The organism is Shewanella sp. SR43-8 (genome assembly GCF_014163775.1).
In the GTDB taxonomy this organism is placed as follows: Bacteria; Pseudomonadota; Gammaproteobacteria; order Enterobacterales; family Shewanellaceae; genus Shewanella; species Shewanella vesiculosa.
This window is the reverse complement of record NZ_JACJDX010000008.1, coordinates 254,751-274,447: the sequence shown is the minus strand read 5'-3', so window position 1 is coordinate 274,447 and position 19,697 is coordinate 254,751. Positions and strand designations below refer to the sequence as shown.

At 42.6% G+C, this 19,697-nt stretch carries 12 protein-coding genes; 5 read left to right on the top strand and 7 right to left on the bottom strand.

Annotated features, from left to right (window positions below; translation table 11 throughout):
- Positions 1-2: 2 nt before the first annotated feature.
- The 5 genes from ilvA to ilvC form a co-directional block, all read right to left on the bottom strand.
- The gene (gene ilvA / locus H5114_RS12620; RefSeq protein ID WP_124017534.1) at positions 3-1,574 is read right to left on the bottom strand and encodes a threonine ammonia-lyase, biosynthetic; all 1,572 of its coding nucleotides are present in this window, start codon (positions 1,572-1,574) and stop codon (positions 3-5) included.
- A 1-nt stretch (position 1,575) separates the two neighbouring features.
- A complete protein-coding gene (gene ilvD / locus H5114_RS12615; protein ID WP_182723116.1) occupies positions 1,576-3,435 on the bottom strand; it encodes a dihydroxy-acid dehydratase in 1,860 nt (619 codons plus the stop codon).
- A 79-nt stretch (positions 3,436-3,514) separates the two neighbouring features.
- The gene (gene ilvM / locus H5114_RS12610) at positions 3,515-3,772 is read right to left on the bottom strand and encodes an acetolactate synthase 2 small subunit (protein WP_182723115.1); all 258 of its coding nucleotides are present in this window, start codon (positions 3,770-3,772) and stop codon (positions 3,515-3,517) included.
- Positions 3,769-5,454 (bottom strand): acetolactate synthase 2 catalytic subunit, encoded by a 1,686-nt coding sequence (gene ilvG / locus H5114_RS12605; RefSeq protein ID WP_182723114.1) that lies wholly within the window; start codon positions 5,452-5,454, stop codon positions 3,769-3,771. Before ilvG ends, ilvM begins: the two co-directional genes overlap by 4 nt.
- A 570-nt stretch (positions 5,455-6,024) precedes the next feature.
- Positions 6,025-7,506: a ketol-acid reductoisomerase gene (gene ilvC, locus H5114_RS12600; RefSeq protein ID WP_124017531.1), complete on the bottom strand. Its 1,482-nt coding sequence runs from the start codon at positions 7,504-7,506 to the stop codon at positions 6,025-6,027.
- Between the two features lie 197 nt (positions 7,507-7,703).
- Here ilvC and ilvY point away from each other — a divergent pair, with 197 nt between their 5' ends.
- On the top strand, positions 7,704-8,576 hold the full coding sequence (gene ilvY / locus H5114_RS12595; RefSeq protein WP_182723113.1) for an HTH-type transcriptional activator IlvY: 873 nt from the start codon (positions 7,704-7,706) through the stop codon (positions 8,574-8,576).
- Between the two features lie 40 nt (positions 8,577-8,616).
- On the opposite strand, the gene H5114_RS12590 is transcribed toward ilvY, so the two are convergent.
- Positions 8,617-9,924 carry a hemolysin family protein gene (locus tag H5114_RS12590; RefSeq protein WP_124017529.1) on the bottom strand — a complete coding sequence of 436 codons (1,308 nt, stop codon included), beginning with the start codon at positions 9,922-9,924 and terminating at the stop codon, positions 8,617-8,619.
- Positions 9,925-10,291: 367 nt separating this feature from the next.
- Here H5114_RS12590 and H5114_RS12585 point away from each other — a divergent pair, with 367 nt between their 5' ends.
- From H5114_RS12585 to H5114_RS12570, 4 genes are all read left to right on the top strand, one after another.
- Complete coding sequence (locus H5114_RS12585) at positions 10,292-11,815, top strand: YifB family Mg chelatase-like AAA ATPase (RefSeq protein WP_182723112.1); 1,524 nt, start codon at positions 10,292-10,294, stop codon at positions 11,813-11,815.
- 79 nt (positions 11,816-11,894) lie between these two features.
- Positions 11,895-12,791 (top strand): acyltransferase, encoded by an 897-nt coding sequence (locus H5114_RS12580; RefSeq protein WP_182697785.1) that lies wholly within the window; start codon positions 11,895-11,897, stop codon positions 12,789-12,791.
- Between the two features lie 6 nt (positions 12,792-12,797).
- On the top strand, positions 12,798-13,700 hold the full coding sequence (locus H5114_RS12575) for an acyltransferase (RefSeq protein ID WP_124017526.1): 903 nt from the start codon (positions 12,798-12,800) through the stop codon (positions 13,698-13,700).
- Between the two features lie 287 nt (positions 13,701-13,987).
- Positions 13,988-18,448, top strand: a complete 4,461-nt coding sequence (locus tag H5114_RS12570; RefSeq protein WP_182723128.1) for an EAL domain-containing protein — start codon at positions 13,988-13,990, stop codon at positions 18,446-18,448.
- A gap of 55 nt (positions 18,449-18,503) precedes the next feature.
- Here H5114_RS12570 and H5114_RS12565 read toward each other — a convergent pair whose 3' ends face one another.
- Positions 18,504-19,595 carry a branched-chain amino acid aminotransferase gene (locus H5114_RS12565; RefSeq protein ID WP_124017525.1) on the bottom strand — a complete coding sequence of 364 codons (1,092 nt, stop codon included), beginning with the start codon at positions 19,593-19,595 and terminating at the stop codon, positions 18,504-18,506.
- Positions 19,596-19,697 lie beyond the last annotated feature (102 nt).

Genomic DNA, 19,697 nt, shown 5'->3' with positions numbered 1-19,697 from the left:
AATTATGATTTTGCTTTCGCACTATTTAAAAATAACTGATAAGCCGGACTGTGGGTTTCTTCTTGATAAACGAAACCGAGCTCCATTAAAAATTGCGCAAACGCGACGTCATCTTTAGCCGGTACTTCAAAACCGGTTAACACCCTACCAAAGGCTGCACCATGGTTACGGTAATGAAATAAACTGATATTCCATTTGCTCTGTAAAGTGGTTAAAAACTTCAGCAATGCCCCGGGATGCTCAGGAAACTCAAAGCTAAATAAGCGCTCTTCTAATGGCTCAAGTGGGTGACCACCGACCATATAACGCACGTGTAATTTAGCGGTTTCATCTTGGGATAAGTCTTGAACTTCAAAGCCTTCAGACTCTAACTTAGCAATGATCTCACTGAGTTCTGCTTGGCCGCCAGTGAGACGAATACCCGCAAATACCACTGCAATATCACGACTGCTAAAACGGTAATTAAACTCGGTCATCACTCGTTTATCAAGTAACTCACAAAAACGTAAAAAACTGCCTGGTTTTTCAGGTATTTTAACCGCTAATACCGCCTCTTTTTGCTCAGCTAATTCACAACGTTCAGACACATAACGTAAACTATGAAAATTGACGTTAGCACCACTGAGAATAGCCGCTACTTTTTTGGGGGCATCGATAGAGTCACCCTGTTGCGCCATGTACTTTTTAAGCCCCGCAATCGACAAGGCTCCAGCGGGTTCGGCTATCGCGCGGGTATCCTCAAAAATATCTTTTACTGCGGCACAAATTTCATCAGAAGTGACGGTAACCACTTCATCAACGTATTCACGCGCTAAACGAAATGGCTCAGTACCAATCCGCTTAACCGCTACGCCGTCAGCAAACAACCCCACTTGAGCCAAAGTTACTGGTTCATCAGCTTCGAGTGCCGCCTTTAAGCAAGCAGCGTCTTCGGGTTCAACCCCAATGATCTTAACTTGCGGCATCACAGCTTTGTAATAGGCCGCAATACCGGCAATTAAACCACCACCGCCAACAGGCACAAACACGATTTCAATATCGCGTTGTTGTTGTACCATTTCTTGAGCAATAGTGCCTTGTCCGGCAATAACCGCTTCGTCATCAAATGGGGCGATATACACCCGTCCTTCTGTTGCCGAGAGGTTTTTGGCATAGTCATTGGCTTGATCAAACGCCTGCCCATGAAGGACCACATTGCCACCTAAGCGTTTCACCGCATCAATCTTAATATCTGGCGTGGTACTAGGCATTACAATTACGGCATCAATACCGCGACTGGCAGCAGACATAGCTACCCCTTGAGCGTGATTGCCCGCTGATGCGCACACCACACCTCTATCGCACTCATCTTGAGTTAACGCTGCGATACGGTTGTAGGCACCACGTATTTTAAACGAATGCACAGGCTGCATATCTTCACGCTTTAAATACACCTGACAACCAAAGCGAGCAGACAATTTATTCATGCTCGACAATGGCGTCACTTTAGCCACATCATAAACAGACGACAGCAAAATTTTCTGTAAATAATAATGCGCTAAATCTAATTGAGTTTGAGACGCCAAAGCCAACATATTACCCCTCCAGCTTAGCGCGATCGCGAACGGCACCTTTATCAGCACTGGTGGCCAATAATGCATACGCCTTAAGCGCTAATGATACATAACGTTCACGAGCAACCGGCTTCCAACCTAGCGGACCTTTGGCATCCATCGCAGTGCGACGCTGAGCAAGCTCTTTATCGCTGATATTAAGCTGAATGCTACGCTTGGGAATGTCGATGGCAATTTGATCGCCGTTCTCGATAAGTGCAATGGTGCCACCTGACGCCGCTTCTGGTGACACATGACCAATCGATAAACCTGAAGTACCACCGGAAAAACGCCCATCGGTAATTAACGCACATTTAGTGCCTAAACCACGTGATTTTAAGTAGGTTGTTGGATAGAGCATTTCTTGCATACCCGGGCCACCTTTAGGGCCTTCATAGCGGATAACCACTACATCACCTTCAACGACTTCGCCACCGAGAATACCGGCTACCGCATCGTCTTGGCTTTCATACACTCGAGCGCTACCAACAAAGGTTAAGTTAGACTCGTCTACCCCTGCGGTTTTCACAATACAACCATCAACGGCCACATTACCTGACAATACGGCTAAGCCCCCTTCTTGGCTAAAGGCAAACTCACGCGAACGAATACAGCCATTTTCACGATCATCATCAACACTGTCCCAACGACAATTTTGGCTGAATGCTTTCGTGGTGGGAATACCAGCAGGGCCGGCACTAAAAAAGCGGATTACATCTGGATCGTTAGTTTGTTTAATGTCGTACTTAGCTAAGACTGATTTTAAATCACCACCATTGTCTGCGGCCACATGCGGTACATCGTTATGGATTAAACCTGCTCTATCTAACTCGCCTAAAATCCCCATTACCCCACCAGCACGGTGAACATCTTCCATATGATATTTAGGCGTTGATGGTGCAACCTTACATAGATGAGGCACTAAGCGCGATATGCGATCAATATCCGCCATAGTAAAGTCAATTTCCGCCTCTTGCGCTGCGGCGACTAAATGCAACACAGTATTAGATGAACCGCCCATGGCAACATCTAATACCATGGCATTTTCAAATGATTTAAATGACGCAATATTACGTGGCAAGGCAGTTTCATCATCATGCTTGTAATAACGTTCAGCCAGCATCATCACCCGGCGACCTGCTTCTAAAAATAATTCACGACGGTCTTCATGAGTTGCAAGCATTGAGCCATTACCCGGTAAAGACAAACCTAAGGCCTCGGTCAAACAGTTCATTGAATTAGCAGTAAACATACCTGAGCACGAGCCACATGTAGGGCAAGCACTGCGTTCAATTTGCTTGCTGTCTTCATCACTGACATTAGAATCTGCACCGGCAACCATGGCATCGACTAAATCAAGTTTAATAATTTGATCAGATAACTTGGTTTTACCTGCTTCCATTGGGCCACCGGACACAAATACCACTGGGATATTTAATCGCAGCGCTGCCATTAACATGCCTGGGGTAATTTTATCGCAGTTAGAAATGCACACTAATGCATCGGCACAATGAGCGTTGACCATATATTCAACACTATCTGCAATTAACTCACGAGACGGTAAGCTGTACAACATGCCGCCATGACCCATGGCGATACCATCATCAACGGCAATAGTATTGAACTCTTTGGCAATACCGCCCGCCTCTTCAATCGCGCCAGCAACCAATGAGCCCATATTCTTTAAATGTACATGACCCGGTACAAACTGGGTGAACGAATTGGCAATGGCAATAATGGGCTTACCAAAATCATTTTCTTTTACGCCAGTGGCACGCCATAGTGCGCGGGCGCCTGCCATGTTGCGGCCTTCGGTACTGGTTGCTGAACGTAATTTTGGCATTGCAAATATCCTTGTTTAATGTGGGGCGCGTTACCGATTTGATCATGGATAACGTTCTAATAAAGAGTGATAAAAAAGCTTAACTGTTTGCTGCTTGATCCAGTGACACTGCTGGCAAAACTTTACAATGCATCACATCAATGAGTTTATCTAACTGGGTACTTAACAATTCAATGCCGCGTTCGGCCTCAACCCATAAGTCGACCGCCATGCTGGTGTCGTCGTTGATGCGCACCTGCATTTGAGTGACTTTAAATCCACGATGGCGAGTCACACGGAGCACGCGTTCAAGTACCTCGGGGCGTTGCTGAACGGTTATTTCTAATGCATGCATCATGTTTGCTTCTCCATTTGGTCCATCATGTCACTATTGCTCGCACCTGGCGGTACTAAAGGCCATACGTTAAAAATATCATCAATCGATACATGCAGCATGTAAGGACCGCTACTGTTTAACATATCATCTAATCCTTGCTCGACTTGATCCGCACGCGTAATGGTTCGGCCAGGGATATCAAATGCCGACGCCATAAGGACAAAGTTAGGGTTATCAGATAAGTCTGTTTCACTGTAACGTTCTTCAAAAAATAGCTGTTGCCATTGCTTAACCATACCCAGTTTTTGGTTATCAATCAGTAAGATTTTCACCGGTAATTTACGGCGTTTAATGGTGGTTAACTCTTGGACATTCATCATAAACGAGCCATCACCAGAGACAGTAACCACAGTCGCATCAGGGCGTGCGACTTGGGCACCAATGGCAGCAGGTAAACCAAAGCCCATAGTGCCTAACCCTGCGCTGGTTAAATGATCTTCAGGGCGGCGGAACCACATGTGCTGTGCAACCCACATTTGATGCTGGCCGACATCGCAAGCAACTACGCTGTCTTCCGGTAATTTATTGGCTAAACGACGTAACATCGCTGGCGCATAAATTAAATCACCTGGATGGTGATAATCCCATTGATGCTTTCGAGACAACTCCTCAACATCTGCTTGCCACTGACCAATATCAAGCTTATCTGCTACCGCCGCAGTTAATGCTGGCAACACTATGCTCAACTCGGCGGCAATGGCGACATCCGCTTGGCGTAACTTGCCAATTTCGGCGGCATCGATGTCTAAATGCAATACTTTGGCATTACAAGCGAAACTGGCAAGGCGGCCAGTAACCCTGTCATCAAAACGTGCACCGACAACCATCAATAAATCACATTCTTGCACGGCAAGGTTGGCACCTTTACCACCATGCATACCCAACATGCCTAAATAACCTTTAGTCCCATGTGCAATACTGCCCAAGCCTTTTAACGTCGCTACCGATGGGATACCCGTGGTGTCGATGAACTGACGTAAATGCGCAACAGCACCCGCCATCCCCACACCACCGCCAACGTATAACATAGGTTTTTTAGCCTGCTTAATTAACTCTGCAGCTGCATCTAAATCGCTTATCTGAGGTTGTAACTCATCAGCAACGCTTTGAAGCGGTGTTCTGTATTCTAATGCCGCAAGTTGGATGTCTTTTGGGATATCAACTAATACAGGACCAGGACGTCCTTCTGCAGCGATTTCGAATGCGCGATATAACGTTGGGATTAACTCGTTGATGTCGGTGACCATAAAGCTATGTTTGGTACATGATAACGACATACCTAATACATCGATTTCTTGAAATGCGTCAGTACCAATAACACTAGTAGACACTTGACCGGTTATGGCAACTAATGGCACTGAATCAAGTAAAGCATCGGCAAGTGAAGTGATGAGATTCGTGGCTCCTGGACCTGAGGTGGCAAAGCACACTCCGGTTTTACCACTGGCGCGGGCATACCCTACAGCAGCAAACGCAGCACCTTGTTCGTGACGACTAAGCAAGTGTTCTACCGGACCGCCATAAAGGGCATCGTAGATTGGCATAATCGCTCCGCCAGGATAACCAAATACGGTTGTCACACCATGTGCTGCTAGTACTTTGATTACTGCATCCGCGCCGCGCATTTTCTGTCCTGCTTCCATATGTTGCTCTCTACTTCGTCAATGGTTCTGCTGCTCTACTGTGTGGTTGTTTTTCTTTAAGCCTAAAACTAAAAAACCCCCGGTCCTTTCGGAGCGGGGGTTTTTGCAATCTGTTTGACTCTTAGGTCAGTCTAGTTGCCAAACGCCACCCCCGCTGTGACTTAATAATCACTACGGTAATAATTACGAGAATGAGCATGGCTGCATGGTTTAGCATGTTTTAGACTGTATCCTAAGTTTCTAGTAAATAATTTGTTTAGTTATGTTCAAATAACGTTACGGTATTACTAACAAGTACCATAAAAGATTTACTTAGCACAACTAATAAATTGTCTTTATAAAAAAAATTCAGCTTCCCTGCCGAGACAATGCAAACAACAACAAAAACTTAACCTATGAGTTCAACGACATAATCAAGTTGAACTCACTCTAACTATTTGTTTTCCCCACGCCTCAATCAGGAGGATAAAGGCGTTTCGATTGATGCCTGTCCGACAACGGAGCTGTATTTCCAGCCAAAACTCTGAACAGGTACAACATCAGTTCAATTAAACACTTGGTAATTAGTACTTAGTTCGCTTCCACAATGCCTTTCATGTCGGTCATGTAACCGCGTAATTCTGCGCCAATGAATTCAACGTCGGTATGACGAATTTGCTCATTCACTTCAATCAAACGTTTGTTATCAACACCATTTGATGAAACATCCAGCCCTGCACCTAAATATGCCGCTGGCATGGCATTCACATAATCACGTAACATTGGCACGGCAGCATGGTTGAACAAGTAACAACCGTATTCTGCCGTATCCGAAATCACTACGTTCATTTCGTATAAACGCTTACGTGCAATAGTATTCGCAATCAAAGGGGTTTCATGTAACGACTCATAGTAAGCAGACTCTTCAACAATCCCTGCGGCAACCATGGTATCAAATGCCAGCTCAACACCGGCTTTGATCATCGCCACTAAGAAAATACCTTTATCGAAGTAGGTTTGCTCATCAATATGTTCAGATGACACTGGCGCATTTTCAAATGCGGTTTCGTTAGTTTCCGCTCTCCAACGCAGTAAGTTAGCGTCATCATTTGCCCAGTCTGCCATCATAGTGCGAGAAAACTCACCGCTAATAATGTCATCCATGTGTTTTTCGAATAATGGCTTAAGGATAACTTTTAACTCTTCAGCCATATCAAATGCTTTGATTTTTGCTGGGTTAGATAAGCGGTCCATCATGTTGGTAATGCCGCCGTGCTTAAGTGCTTCGGTAACCGTTTCCCAACCTTGTTGAATTAACTTGCCGGCATAACCAGGTTCAACACCGTCAGCGACCATTTTCTCGTAGCCTAAAATGGCACCCGTTTGTAACATGCCACATAAAATGGTCTGCTCGCCCATTAAGTCTGACTTAACTTCAGCCACAAACGAGGACATTAATACACCGGCACGGTCGCCACCTGTTGCACTAGCATAAGCCTTAGCAATGGCTACACCGTCACCATTAGGATCATTTTCTGGATGGACAGCAATCAAGGTCGGTACGCCAAAACCACGCTTATATTCTTCACGAACTTCTGTCGCTGGACACTTAGGTGCAACCATAACAACAGTAATGTCTGGACGAACTTGCATGCCTTCTTCAACAATATTGAAACCATGTGAATAAGATAGCGTAGAACCTTGTTTCATTAATGGCATAACCGCATTAACAACATTAGTATGTTGCTTGTCTGGTGTTAGGTTTAACACTAAATCAGCTGCAGGAATAAGCTCTTCAAAGGTGCCGACTTTAAAACCATTATCGGTCGCTTTTTGCCATGAGGCACGCTTTTCAGCGATCGCTTGCGGACGCAAGGCAAAAGAAATGTTCAGCCCTGAGTCTCGCATGTTTAAACCTTGGTTAAGGCCTTGTGCGCCACAACCTAAAATAACGATATTCCAATCTTTAATATATTGGCAACCATCACTGAATTCAGTACGGTCCATAAAGCGGCATTGTGCTAGTTGAGCTAATTGTTGACGTAAATTCAGAGAGTTAAAATAGTTAGCCATCTGATACCACCTTTAAAATTTAATAATTTGGGACTCAACATCTTATAAGTCAGCGACCTTAAGCGTTGTGATTGAAATCACTATAGCGCATGCATATGATTGCTTAAAATGATATATTCGGGACGTCACGTTGCAATTAATGCAACATGGACTAATGAACCTCATACTCAACTGAATTTGTGCTTTAAGGTACTGTTATGGATATTCGCTCACTTAAATTGTATTTACACTTGTGCGATAGCCTGCATTTTGCCAAAACTGCAGAGCAATCTCATGTCAGTCCCTCGACGTTAAGCCGTGCTCTACAGCGTTTAGAAGAAGAAGTAGGCAGTAAATTGTTCGAGCGTGACAATCGCAGTGTCACTATTACCCATGCAGGCATTGAATTTAAAGGTTTTGCGGAGCAAACTTTAGCGCAATGGACCCAACTACGCAGTCGGATTGATCCCAATCAGCAGGTGTTACGCGGTAATCTTAATCTGTATTGTTCGGTGACCGCAGCTTACAGCCATTTACCGGCACTGTTAGATCGCTTTAGACGTGAACATCCCCATGTAGACATCAATCTCAACACCGGAGATCCGGCAAATGCAGTCGGCCAAATTCAAAAGAATCGTGCTGATATTGCCATTATTGCATTGCCAGAGGTGCTCCCCAGCAGTTTGCATTTTACCCCGATTGATAAAGTACCGATTTCTGTCATTGCACCCACAATACAATGCCAAGTTCAGCAATGGGTCAATCAGCCAAAAATTGACTGGGCTAAATTACCTTATATCGTACCGGACCATGGTCCCGGCAGAAAAAGAATCGATTTATGGTTTAAGCAGATGGGGATTAAACCCAATATTTATGCTCAAGTATCCGGTCAGGAAGCGATTGTCTCTATGGTCGCACTCGGTTGTGGGGTTGGTATTAGCCCAGAAGCGGTGATCCACAACAGTCCGGTGCGAGAACGTATCCAAACCTTATGGTCACCGGTGCCGATTCCTCCTTTTGAATTAGGCTGTTGCTGCAAAGAAAAACGCACCAATGATCCAATCATTAGTGCGTTCTTAGACATCATTTAATCGTACCGAGGCGACTTAGGCTTAAGCGGATAGACGATACTTAAGGTAGAGGTGGCATCTCAATATCTAAACGAGTAACCAGTAATTGGTCCACTTTATATGAATCAATGTCGACTACCTCAAACTTATAACCCGCGTAATTGACAAAATCAGTCCGTTTAGGAATTTTGCGCAACATATACATCATAAAACCAGCAATGGTTTCGTAATTTTGATTATGCGGAAAGGCTTCAATATTAAAAGCGCGCATCACATCAGTGATAGGCGTCACACCATCGACTAACCAAGAATTGCCATCACGAGCCACTATTTGCTCCTCACTTTCGTGTAATGACCACGCCCCCATCACGGCGCTTTGTAAGTCATTAGTGGTCACAATGCCGACAACTAAAGCATACTCGTTCATGACCACCGCAAAGTCGGAACGATTATTCTTAAAATATTCCATCGACTCAGACAAGGTCAACGTATCAGGAATGATCAGACAGTTATGCACTAAGGTACTGCCTTTTAGGGTGATGTTCTCGCCGTTAATCACCCTAATGAGCAACTCTTTGGCATCAACAAAACCTTTGATCATGTCCAGTTGGCCATCACAAACAATAAACTTGTTATGTGGATTCTTAGCAATTTTTTGTTTGATGACTTCTTCACTATCTTGCAGTAAGAAATACACTAAACTTTCACGCGCCGTCATTGCAGAGGTTACCGATACCGACTGCATTTCAAACACGTTCTCCATCATTTGCTGCTCACCTTTATCCATTACACCAGCTTCAGTACCTGCGGTCATCATGGCGTAAATATCATCATGAGTAACTTGATCGTTTCGCGCTGTAGGCACTTGCAACAATTTAAAAATCGCGTTGGCCAGGCCATTAAAAATCCACACGAAAGGTTTTAACACTTTAATACACAAAATAATCGGCATCACAAAAGTGACCGCGACTTGCTCAGGGATCACCATGGCAATCCGCTTCGGCATTAAATCAGCAAATAGAATGAATAAGGATGTAACTGTGATAAATGAACACACAAAACTCAGTTGTAAACCCCATTCGTTGCCTAATAAAGGTAACAATAGTTGTTCAAAATGAGGTCTAAAAGCAGACTCTCCAACGATACCGCCCATGATCGCCACCGCATTGAGGCCGATTTGGACAACGGTAAAAAAACTACCGGGATGAGCTTGAAGTTTCAGCACTTTGGCTGCACGTAAGTCGCCCTCATCAGCCATTAATTGCAGACGAATTTTACGCGACGCCGCAAGGGCAATTTCGGACATAGAAAAAAAACAACTAATGCCGATGAGGCACAAGATGATGACTAAATTATCAGAGAGGCTCATAGTTTACCTTTACCTGAATACTAGCCAAAATATCAGGAATGTATGGACATATCATTGTTACAAAATGGGTAAATGTAAAACCAAAGCGATTGATTTAAATAAAAAATCAATAAAGCTAATGATTCAATACAAATAGAAATAACGACAGATGGAATATGATTATAGCGTTTCACAGCAAAAGGCCTATTGATTAACAAGCCTCTCGTACTATAAAGCCGCGGTATTCTACTCAACATCAGTGATTTAAACTAGCGTGCCAGCATAATTATATCTGAGTTATTTGGGCTTTATCACGCAAAAAAACACATCGCTGCTAGACTATAATCACGTGTTGATTTGTATATTATTCAAACAAAAGGAATTGTTAATGGCGATTGCCTGTGTATTTACCCGAGCGAGTTGCGGTGTAGAAGCGCCGAGAGTCACAGTTGAAGTCCATTTAAGTAATGGTTTACCAGCATTTAATCTGGTGGGATTGCCAGAAACGTCAGTTAAAGAAGCTAAAGAGCGGGTCAGAAGCGCGTTAATTAATGCAGGATTTGAGTTCCCGCAACGACGGATCACTGTCAACCTAGCGCCAGCAGATTTACCTAAGCAAGGCGGTCGCTATGATTTGCCTATTGCCGTTGGGATTCTCGCAGCATCAAATCAAGTCCCAGCCAAAGCATTACATCAATGTGAATTTGTCGGTGAACTGGCTCTTTCCGGTCAAATTCGCCCTTGCAGTGGCTTGTTACCTGCCATTATTGCCGCCCGTAACGATCAGCATCATTTCTTTATGCCTATCGAAAATCGCCATGAGGCAGAGCTCGTTGGCTATCATCACAGTTATTTTGTCGCCCACTTACAAAACTTAGCTGCATTTCTACACGGTCAAGCACAATTACCTTTACTCGATACTCTCCCCGAGTGGATTGAAGAAGAGCCGCAACAGCAATCATCACTTTGCATGAGCGATGTCATTGGTCAATATCAAGCCAAACAAGGATTAGAAATCGCAGCTGCCGGGGGACATAACATGCTATTCATAGGCCCCCCTGGCACAGGAAAAAGCATGTTAGCTAATCGAATTATCCCACTATTACCCAAACTCACCTACGATGAGGCCATTGAAGTGGCTGCCATTCACTCTGTCGCCGGATTACATATTAAACCACAAAGTTTCCTTAACCGCCCTTTTCGCTCGCCGCATCATACGTCATCATCGATTGCGCTTATTGGTGGTGGCAGTCATCCAAAACCTGGGGAAATATCGTTGGCTCACCGTGGTATATTATTTCTTGACGAAATAGCTGAGTTCCCTCGAAAAGTATTAGATTGCCTGCGAGAGCCACTAGAAACCGGTCAAGTTGAGATATCACGCGCAGCCGCTAAACTGACTTTTTTGAGTCGATTTCAACTCATCGCGGCAATGAACCCCAGCCCCTGTGGCGATACGGAACGTACTCGTTCTACCCCTGATCAAATTCAACGTTACTTATCACGTCTATCGGGACCTTTTTTGGATCGTTTCGATTTAACCGTTGATGTACCCAAACTGCCAGCTGGCACCTTAACCCAACAACATCAACCCAGTGAGTCCAGCGTTGAAATCGCTAAACGGGTTAAACAAGCACGCGATCGACAACTCAACCGGTCTGGAGTATTGAATAGTGAATTAAGCCCAAAACAACTCAAACAAGACGGCGGGATAACTCAAGCAGATTTGGCTTTTTTGGAGCAAAGTGTGGTGAGTTTAGGGTTGTCTGTTCGCAGTTTTCATCGTATTCAACGGGTATCTCGCACCATTGCCGACTTACAGCAATCACCAACCACCGAACGCAGTCATATTGCTCAAGCCCTTGGCTATAGGGCAATGGACCGATTACTGGCAAAATTGAATCAGCAATAAGCGTAATTTAACCTATCGTATTGATTGAGCAAAACAGCGACTACGAGTAACATAGCACTCCGTTTAATAGGAGATACAAATGTCGCTGCTTTCGAAAATCAAAGGTTCAATCGCATTCTTATGTTATGTCATTAATACCATTTTTTGGACCATCCCGATCTTAGCATTTAGTTTTGTAAAATTGATCCCTATTGGTATTTGCCAAAAAATCTGCAGCTATATTCTTGATAATTGCGCCACAGCTTGGATTAGCGTCAATACCGTCATCGAAGCTATTTTTCATCCGATGCGTATTCGCGTTACAGGTGATCAATCATTTTCGGAACAAGAGTGGTATATGGTTATTGCTAACCATCAATCCTGGGTCGACATCCTCATTTTACAACGAGTATTTAATCGCAAGATCCCCTTTTTAAAGTTTTTCCTAAAACAAGAACTGATTTTTGTGCCCGTACTAGGCTTGGCTTGGTGGGCATTAGACTTTCCTTTTATGCGCCGTTATAGCACATCACAATTGCGCAAAAACCCTAAATTGAAAGGGAAAGACATTGAAATCACACGTAAAGCATGTGAAAAATTTAAAACTAAGCCTGTGAGTATAATGAACTTTGTTGAAGGTACGCGTTTTACTGCAGCTAAACACGATAAACAAGCATCACCTTTTCAACATCTTTTAAAACCTAAAGCTGGTGGTATGGCGTTTGCTCTCTCAGCCATGGGTGAACACATTAACAAGCTGGTTAATGTCACTATATATTACCCTGATACGGTACCCACATATTGGCAATATATCAGTGGCGGGTTGTCTGAGGTGAGAGTCGACATCAAAATCACTGATATTCCTCAGAAGATGCGAGGTGATTACCTAAAAGATCGTGAGTTTAAAATTGAATTTCAAGAGCAGCTCAATCAGCTTTGGCTTAAAAAAGATTTACAGTTACAGGAATTTTCTTCGCAAGCAAAGCAAGAGGTATAACAAGGAATGCTGTCTTTTCTACCAGGTCCGATACTGTTTATTATTAGTCTGTCACTATTGATCATCAATACCGCAATATGGAGCACCTTATTGACCATTGGTGGGGTGGTAAAATTATTACTGCCTTTCTTGCCCGTTCGTCGACTGTTAACGCGAATAATGAACCGATTCATGTGGGCGTGGGCAACATGCAATGGTGGTATTTTATATTTAATCTCAAATATAGAATGGGACGTCGAAGGTCTAGATAAACTTGACCCTAATGGCTGGTATTTATTGATCAGTAATCATGTTAGTGGTTTCGATATAGCAGCCCAAACATACTTATTGCGTAACCACATTCCAATGTTGAAATTCTTTTTAAAAAAAGAACTCATCTATGTGCCCATTATGGGTCTAGGTTGCTGGGCACTCGATATGCCATTTATGGATCGCACCAGTGCTGCCAAACTGAAAAAAAATCCTAAATTAAAAGGCAAAGATCTTCAAACAACCCGCAAAGCTTGTGAACGATTTAAGCACATGCCGACATCCATTATTAATTATGTCGAAGGGAGTCGGTTTACCGAAGAAAAACGCCTGCGTCAAAACTCACCTTATCGCCATTTGTTACGTCCTAAAGCGAGCGGTATCGCTTTTACACTTTCAGCAATGGGCGAACAATTTACCGGACTGCTCAATATCACTTTAGTGTATCCAGAAACGTCAGAAAAAGTATTAGCCAATGTCATGCATGGGCGCACTAAAAAAGTGGTTATGCGTGTTGAAACGCTACCCGTGCCTAAAGTGGATTCAGAAATTTACTTTTCAAGCCCTGAAAACCGTGTCGAATTTCAGCGCTGGTTAAATCAGCTCTGGTTAGATAAAGACCAGCAAATTGATGACATAATAAAAGTTTACCAACAGTAATAGGGATATTGGATAGGTTTAATTGTCAGAAAGTCGACAAATGACGATTTTCTGTTGCGTTGAGCATGTAAAACTGTCAGTTTTAGAAATAAAATAGTTTTCAGATAACTCAATTGATAAAATTAGTTAACAACTGAATCTGCAAAGCTTAAATTAGCATATCATTGTTAACATAATTAAAATTTTTCGCAGCCTTCCAATGAAATGTTTATAGGTGAAATTTGAATTTTCGTGCCTTAACGCTTGCAACACACTGGCTAATTTTGGTCATTACATTGAGTTTCTCAGTGTCTGTTGCAGCGCAAAAAAATGCTCCTTATGACAGCCTAACTGAAGTAAAATTTGAGCACTTTGATACCAAGGATGGCCTAAATCAAAACTCTATTACTCGCCTTTTCATGGACAGTGCGGGAATGCTATGGATAGGTACTCAAGACGGTCTGCACAGTTATAATGGTGTAGACTTTAGCTTGTATTTGAAACAACAAAAAAGCACTAACTCTATTTCAGGCAATTTTATCACTGATATTTTGCAGTCACCTGACGGCGATTTATGGGTCGGTACTCTCAATAATGGTCTCAATAGGTTAAATTTAACCACAGGCAAATTTACTCAGTTTAAAAAAGCTCAAGGCTTGCTAGATCTTCAGGTGACCAAACTTGATGTTATCGGTGATACCCTTTGGATCGGCACACGTTCAGGTCTTTACATTCTCTCGCTAAAAACAGAAAAAATAACCTCCGTTAGCCTAGGCAATAACATTGCTCCTGAAATTACCAGTATCGCTAACATCGACAATAAGTACATTGTTGTCGGTACTCAAGCGCATGGCATATTTGCCATCGACAGTAACACTATCATTCGACTTGATATTCCGGTCAATATGACAGTAAATCAAATTAAATCGAGCTCAATCTATTCAGTTTGGTTAGCGATTAATAATCAAATTTGGCGCTACAATCTTGATACCCATGAAAAAGAACTCATTTGGACAAATGAAAATAGTTACGGATACAACCGTAATATTGCAGACTTTGTGGTGATTAATGCCAATCAGATTTTTGCTATCGGCAATAACAATGGCCTTTTTCAGCTGGATTTTTTTGATGAACAATGGCATAGCAGGCATTACAAGTATAATCCGCAAACCCTCAATACCATCAGTGCTAATAATCTGCAAAACCTAATGCTTGATCCAAATGGCACCTTATGGATTGGCACTGGTTATTCAGGAATTGATAAACTCTCTCTTACCAATCAATATTTTAGCCATCTCTACGATTACCAAACTGATACCCCAGGCATGGCAAACATGATCCGGGCTATTTTTCGCGATAAGCAGCAACGCCTTTGGGTTGGTACTGATGGTGCAGGGCTTAAATATTTAGCTCCTAATGACCATCAATATCACTATATTAATGAATTATTTGCTAAAACATTAGCAATACCAGCAGAAGAGTTATCGTTTGTAGTACACGACATAGTGCAAGATAACCAAGGTTTACTGTGGTTTGCCACAAATATAGGACTGTTTACTCTCGATAACAACAACACCCTCAAACAAGTAAAACCTAACAATGAGCAATTTAGTACCGATACCAAATTTCGCAGTTTAACCATTGATGACAAAGGCCGTTTATGGATAGCAAGTTCACAGGGGTTATATTTCATCTCTGAATATAGTCACACTATGATGGCTTATAACTTTGGCTTTCAAGATGACTTTTCACCCTATAAATACCAGATTATTAAGCTCTATTTTAGCCAAGGTTATTTATGGCTAGGCACCATGGGCGGTGTCGTTAGGCTCTCTGCTGAAGCGCAACAATTAGTGTTGTTAAATCACGACCCAGAAAATCCTTACAGCATTAGTGATAACCGTGTTAGAGACTTTTTACTGGCCGATAACGGTGATTTTTGGGTAGCAACCCATGGTGGTATAGACAAGCTAACGATTGAATACGGTACATTTAAATTTGAACGGATGGACGTTAACGCGGATAACAGTAGCAATACGGTTTATGCCATTTTAGAAGATGACGCTCACGATTTGTGGCTCAGCACTAACTCAGGGATTTCACGATTTACTCCAAGTACTCAGAGCTTTATTTCCTATAATAAATTCGAAGGTCTACAAGCTAACGAGTTTAATGGTACTGCCAAATTTAAAGAGGCGAATGGCGCCTTATGGTTTGGCGGTATTAGAGGGCTTAATCAGTTTAACCCCAGCACAATTCCCACTCAGAGAGCGGAGAATAAACTGGCGCTAACGAAATACACCGTAGGTGAAGACCAGCATCCTATTCTCGACTTAAGCCATGCACCTCACATTGTCATGCCTTATGAACAACAACTGATCAGTTTTGAAATCGGCTCACTCAATTTTAATTACCCTGGATTAAACCGTTTTAGTTACTTTTTAGACGGCTATGATAGTGATTGGCATGAGTTATCTAACGGCAATGACATCACTTATACGAACTTGCCGCCGGGTGAGTACACCTTAATGGTTCGCCATGCTTTGGGAACCAATAGATACAGTCAATATACACTAAATGTAAATGTATCAGTCATCCCGCCTATTTACATGACCAAGATGGCCTATGCACTTTATACCATATTTGGGTTATTTATTATTATTTGGATTTTTTCGACTAGAAAGAAAAAACGAGCTAAACAACGCGAGTTTGACAGCAGTATCCGCGCATCTGAAGAGCGTCTCAAATTAGCGCTTTGGGCTTCTGGCGACGGTATGTGGGATTGGAATATTAAGGACGATAAAGTTTATCGCACTAATATGATTGAGCCGATGAATTTATCATTAACAGATCAACTATTGATTAAAAATATTGATCCAGAAGATAAGCCTCGGGTTCAACAACTGCTTAACGAGCATCTCAATGGCGACAGTGAGTTTTTTGAAGCTGAGTACCGTGTTGAAACCAAACCCGGAGAATGGGCTTGGGTACTAGACCGGGGCCAAATCGTTGAACGTGATCACAATAATATTCCCATACGGATGGCGGGAACACATAAAGATATTACGAGTCGTAAAATTACCGAAAATGAACTTAAACTGTCATCACAAGTATTATTCAGTATGAACGAAGCCGTTGTCGTCGGCGAGTTGGATTACCAAATCCGTTCAATCAACCCTGCGTTTAGCCGTATAACCGGCTTTAAACACCGTGATGTTGTTGGTAAGCACTTCTTATTTTTGACCATGGGTAAGCAGTCTCGAGAATTTTATAATGCTGTTGAAACCCAACTACTAAGACACAAACATTGGGCTGGTGAAATTCATATTCGAACTCGCGACCGACGCGGTATTCTTGCATGGTTAGAGATCAACCAAGTCATCGATAATAAAGGTGAAACCAGTCACTTTGTTGCAGTATTTACTGATATTACCGCACGTAAAAAAGCTGAAGAAGATTTACGTGTATTGGCTAACTTTGATCCACTGACCGGACTGCCTAACCGCACTCTGTTTCAAGACCGACTAAATCAAGCAGTAACCAAAGCCCATCGCGCCAATAGTATCGTGGCATTATTATTTTTAGATCTCGATCGATTTAAACATATTAACGACTCAATGGGCCACCATATTGGTGATTTGCTGCTTAAAGCCGTCGCCCATCGTCTACAAAATGCTGTACGAGATGGCGACACGGTTGCTCGTTTGGGCGGAGATGAATTTACCATTATTTTAGAAGGCGTGGCTAAAACTAAAGCGGCCACTATTATTGCGGAAAAAGTGTTACATGCCTTTCAAACCCCATTCTTACTAGACGATAAAGTACTGACGATCTCACCGTCAATTGGTATCAGTTTGTATCCTGAAGATGCTAAAGATACTACATCGTTGATTAAGTACGCCGATACAGCCATGTATCATGCTAAATCATTGGGGCGAAACAATTTCCAATTCTATACTGAACAGTTAAACCAATATGCAACCCGCTATGTTCAATTAGAAGCAGGGCTAAAAAAGGCGATTCAAGACAACGAATTATATTTGGTTTATCAACCTAAATATGATGTTAAAACTGAAAAGATTATCGGCGTTGAAGCCTTAATGCGTTGGGAGAGTCCAGAGCTAGGGCTTATTTCGCCAGTTGAGTTTATCCCGCTGGCAGAAGAAACGGGCATCATTAACCAGATTGGTCACTGGGCGATTAACCAAGCCTGTAGTCAATTGGCACAATGGCATGCGCTTGGTTTTGAGCATATCTCTGTCGCGGTAAACCTTTCGGCTAGACAGTTAAAAGCCGATATAATTTCTATCATAGAGGTCGCATTAGCCGTCTCTGGATTACCAGCAAGCGCCCTAGAGCTCGAATTAACAGAATCAATGATCATGGGCAATCCTCAAGATTCTGTAGCAATATTGGCGCAATTAAAGGCACTAGGGTTAACTATTGCTGTTGATGATTTCGGTACTGGTTACTCTAGCTTAAGCTATTTAAAGCGCTTCCCTATTGATACCTTGAAAATTGATAAAGAATTTGTGCGTGATATCACTGAAGACCCTGATGATGCCGCCATCACTAGCGCGATTATTACTTTAGCCCACAGTTTAGATCTTAACGTTGTTGCTGAAGGCGTAGAAACCCAAGCACAATTAAATTTCTTACGTGAAGGCGGTTGTGATCAAGTTCAAGGCTTCTTACTCAGTAAACCCTTAAGTGCCGATGACTGCATGACTTTATTAACATACGACAAAACTGACACTCGTCATTTTTAAGATAAAATAAAAGCTCCCAAGGGAGCTTTTATTATTATGAACATAATAAGCTAAACTATGGAGCAACGCGCTCAATACGCTTTACCCAGCCTGCTGGTGCAGGAATATGGCCTTTTTGTAACTCAGTAAATACTTTATAGATACGTTTGATATTAGGCCCAACATTACCATCACCGACTGTGATAATGCGTCCATCCTCAAAAATATATGAACTAACAGGTGATACTACTGCTGCGGTACCAAAACCGCCCGCTTCAATAATTTCGCCAGACTCAATATCAGCAACAAACTTATCTAACATTACAGTTTCTTGCCTCACTTCACATCCAAGTAAATCGCCCAACTCAAGAATCGATTGCGAGGTGATTGACTTTAAAATCGTATCGGTAAATGTCGGAATAATTACCGTACCGTCTTTTAAAATATGAAAATGGTTCATTGCGCCAACTTCTTCAATTTGAGTGTTGGTTGAATCTAGATACAGCACTTGCGCAGCACCATATTCAGCTGCCGCTTTGCCTGCACGTAAAGAAGCGGCATAGTTACCCGAAGCCTTTGACGCTCCCGTGCCACCAGAAACAGCACGGTGAAACTTAGTCGTGATTAATAAGCGAATACCATTATTAACCCCAGAAGCATAATAAGCACCAGATGGGCTTAACATGACGCAAAAAGTGTATTGCTGGCTTGGGCTAACAGACAAGCGATCTTCAGTGGCAAAAATGAAAGGTCGAATGTATAAACAGGCACCATCTTGCTGCGGGAACCACAAACGATCAACATCAATAAGGGCATTAATCGCCTTTACTTGCATCGCTTCATCGATATTTGGAATACACACAATATCGGCAGAACGATTCATACGCTCAGCATTTTTATTTAAACGGAAAGTATAAATCTCACCGTCTTCATGCATAAATGCTTTTGCACCTTCAAAAATCGATTGACCATAATGCAATGTCATTGCACCTGGCGCCATTTCAAAAGGACCATAAGGCACTATGCGCGGATCGCACCATTGACCATCACGGTAATCCATTAAAAACATGTGATCAGTACGAAGTCGACCAAAACCAACATCACCTTCTGGTTTAAAGGGTTCTGTGCGGCGCTCTGACGCTGATTTTAAATTATATTTTATGTCCATTGCATACCACCTTAAAAACTGAGCTTGCAGACTATGGAGGCTAGAGATTAATGTCAAGTCGCAGCCATATATCCTAAATCAAAATACGTCAATTGAACGTAA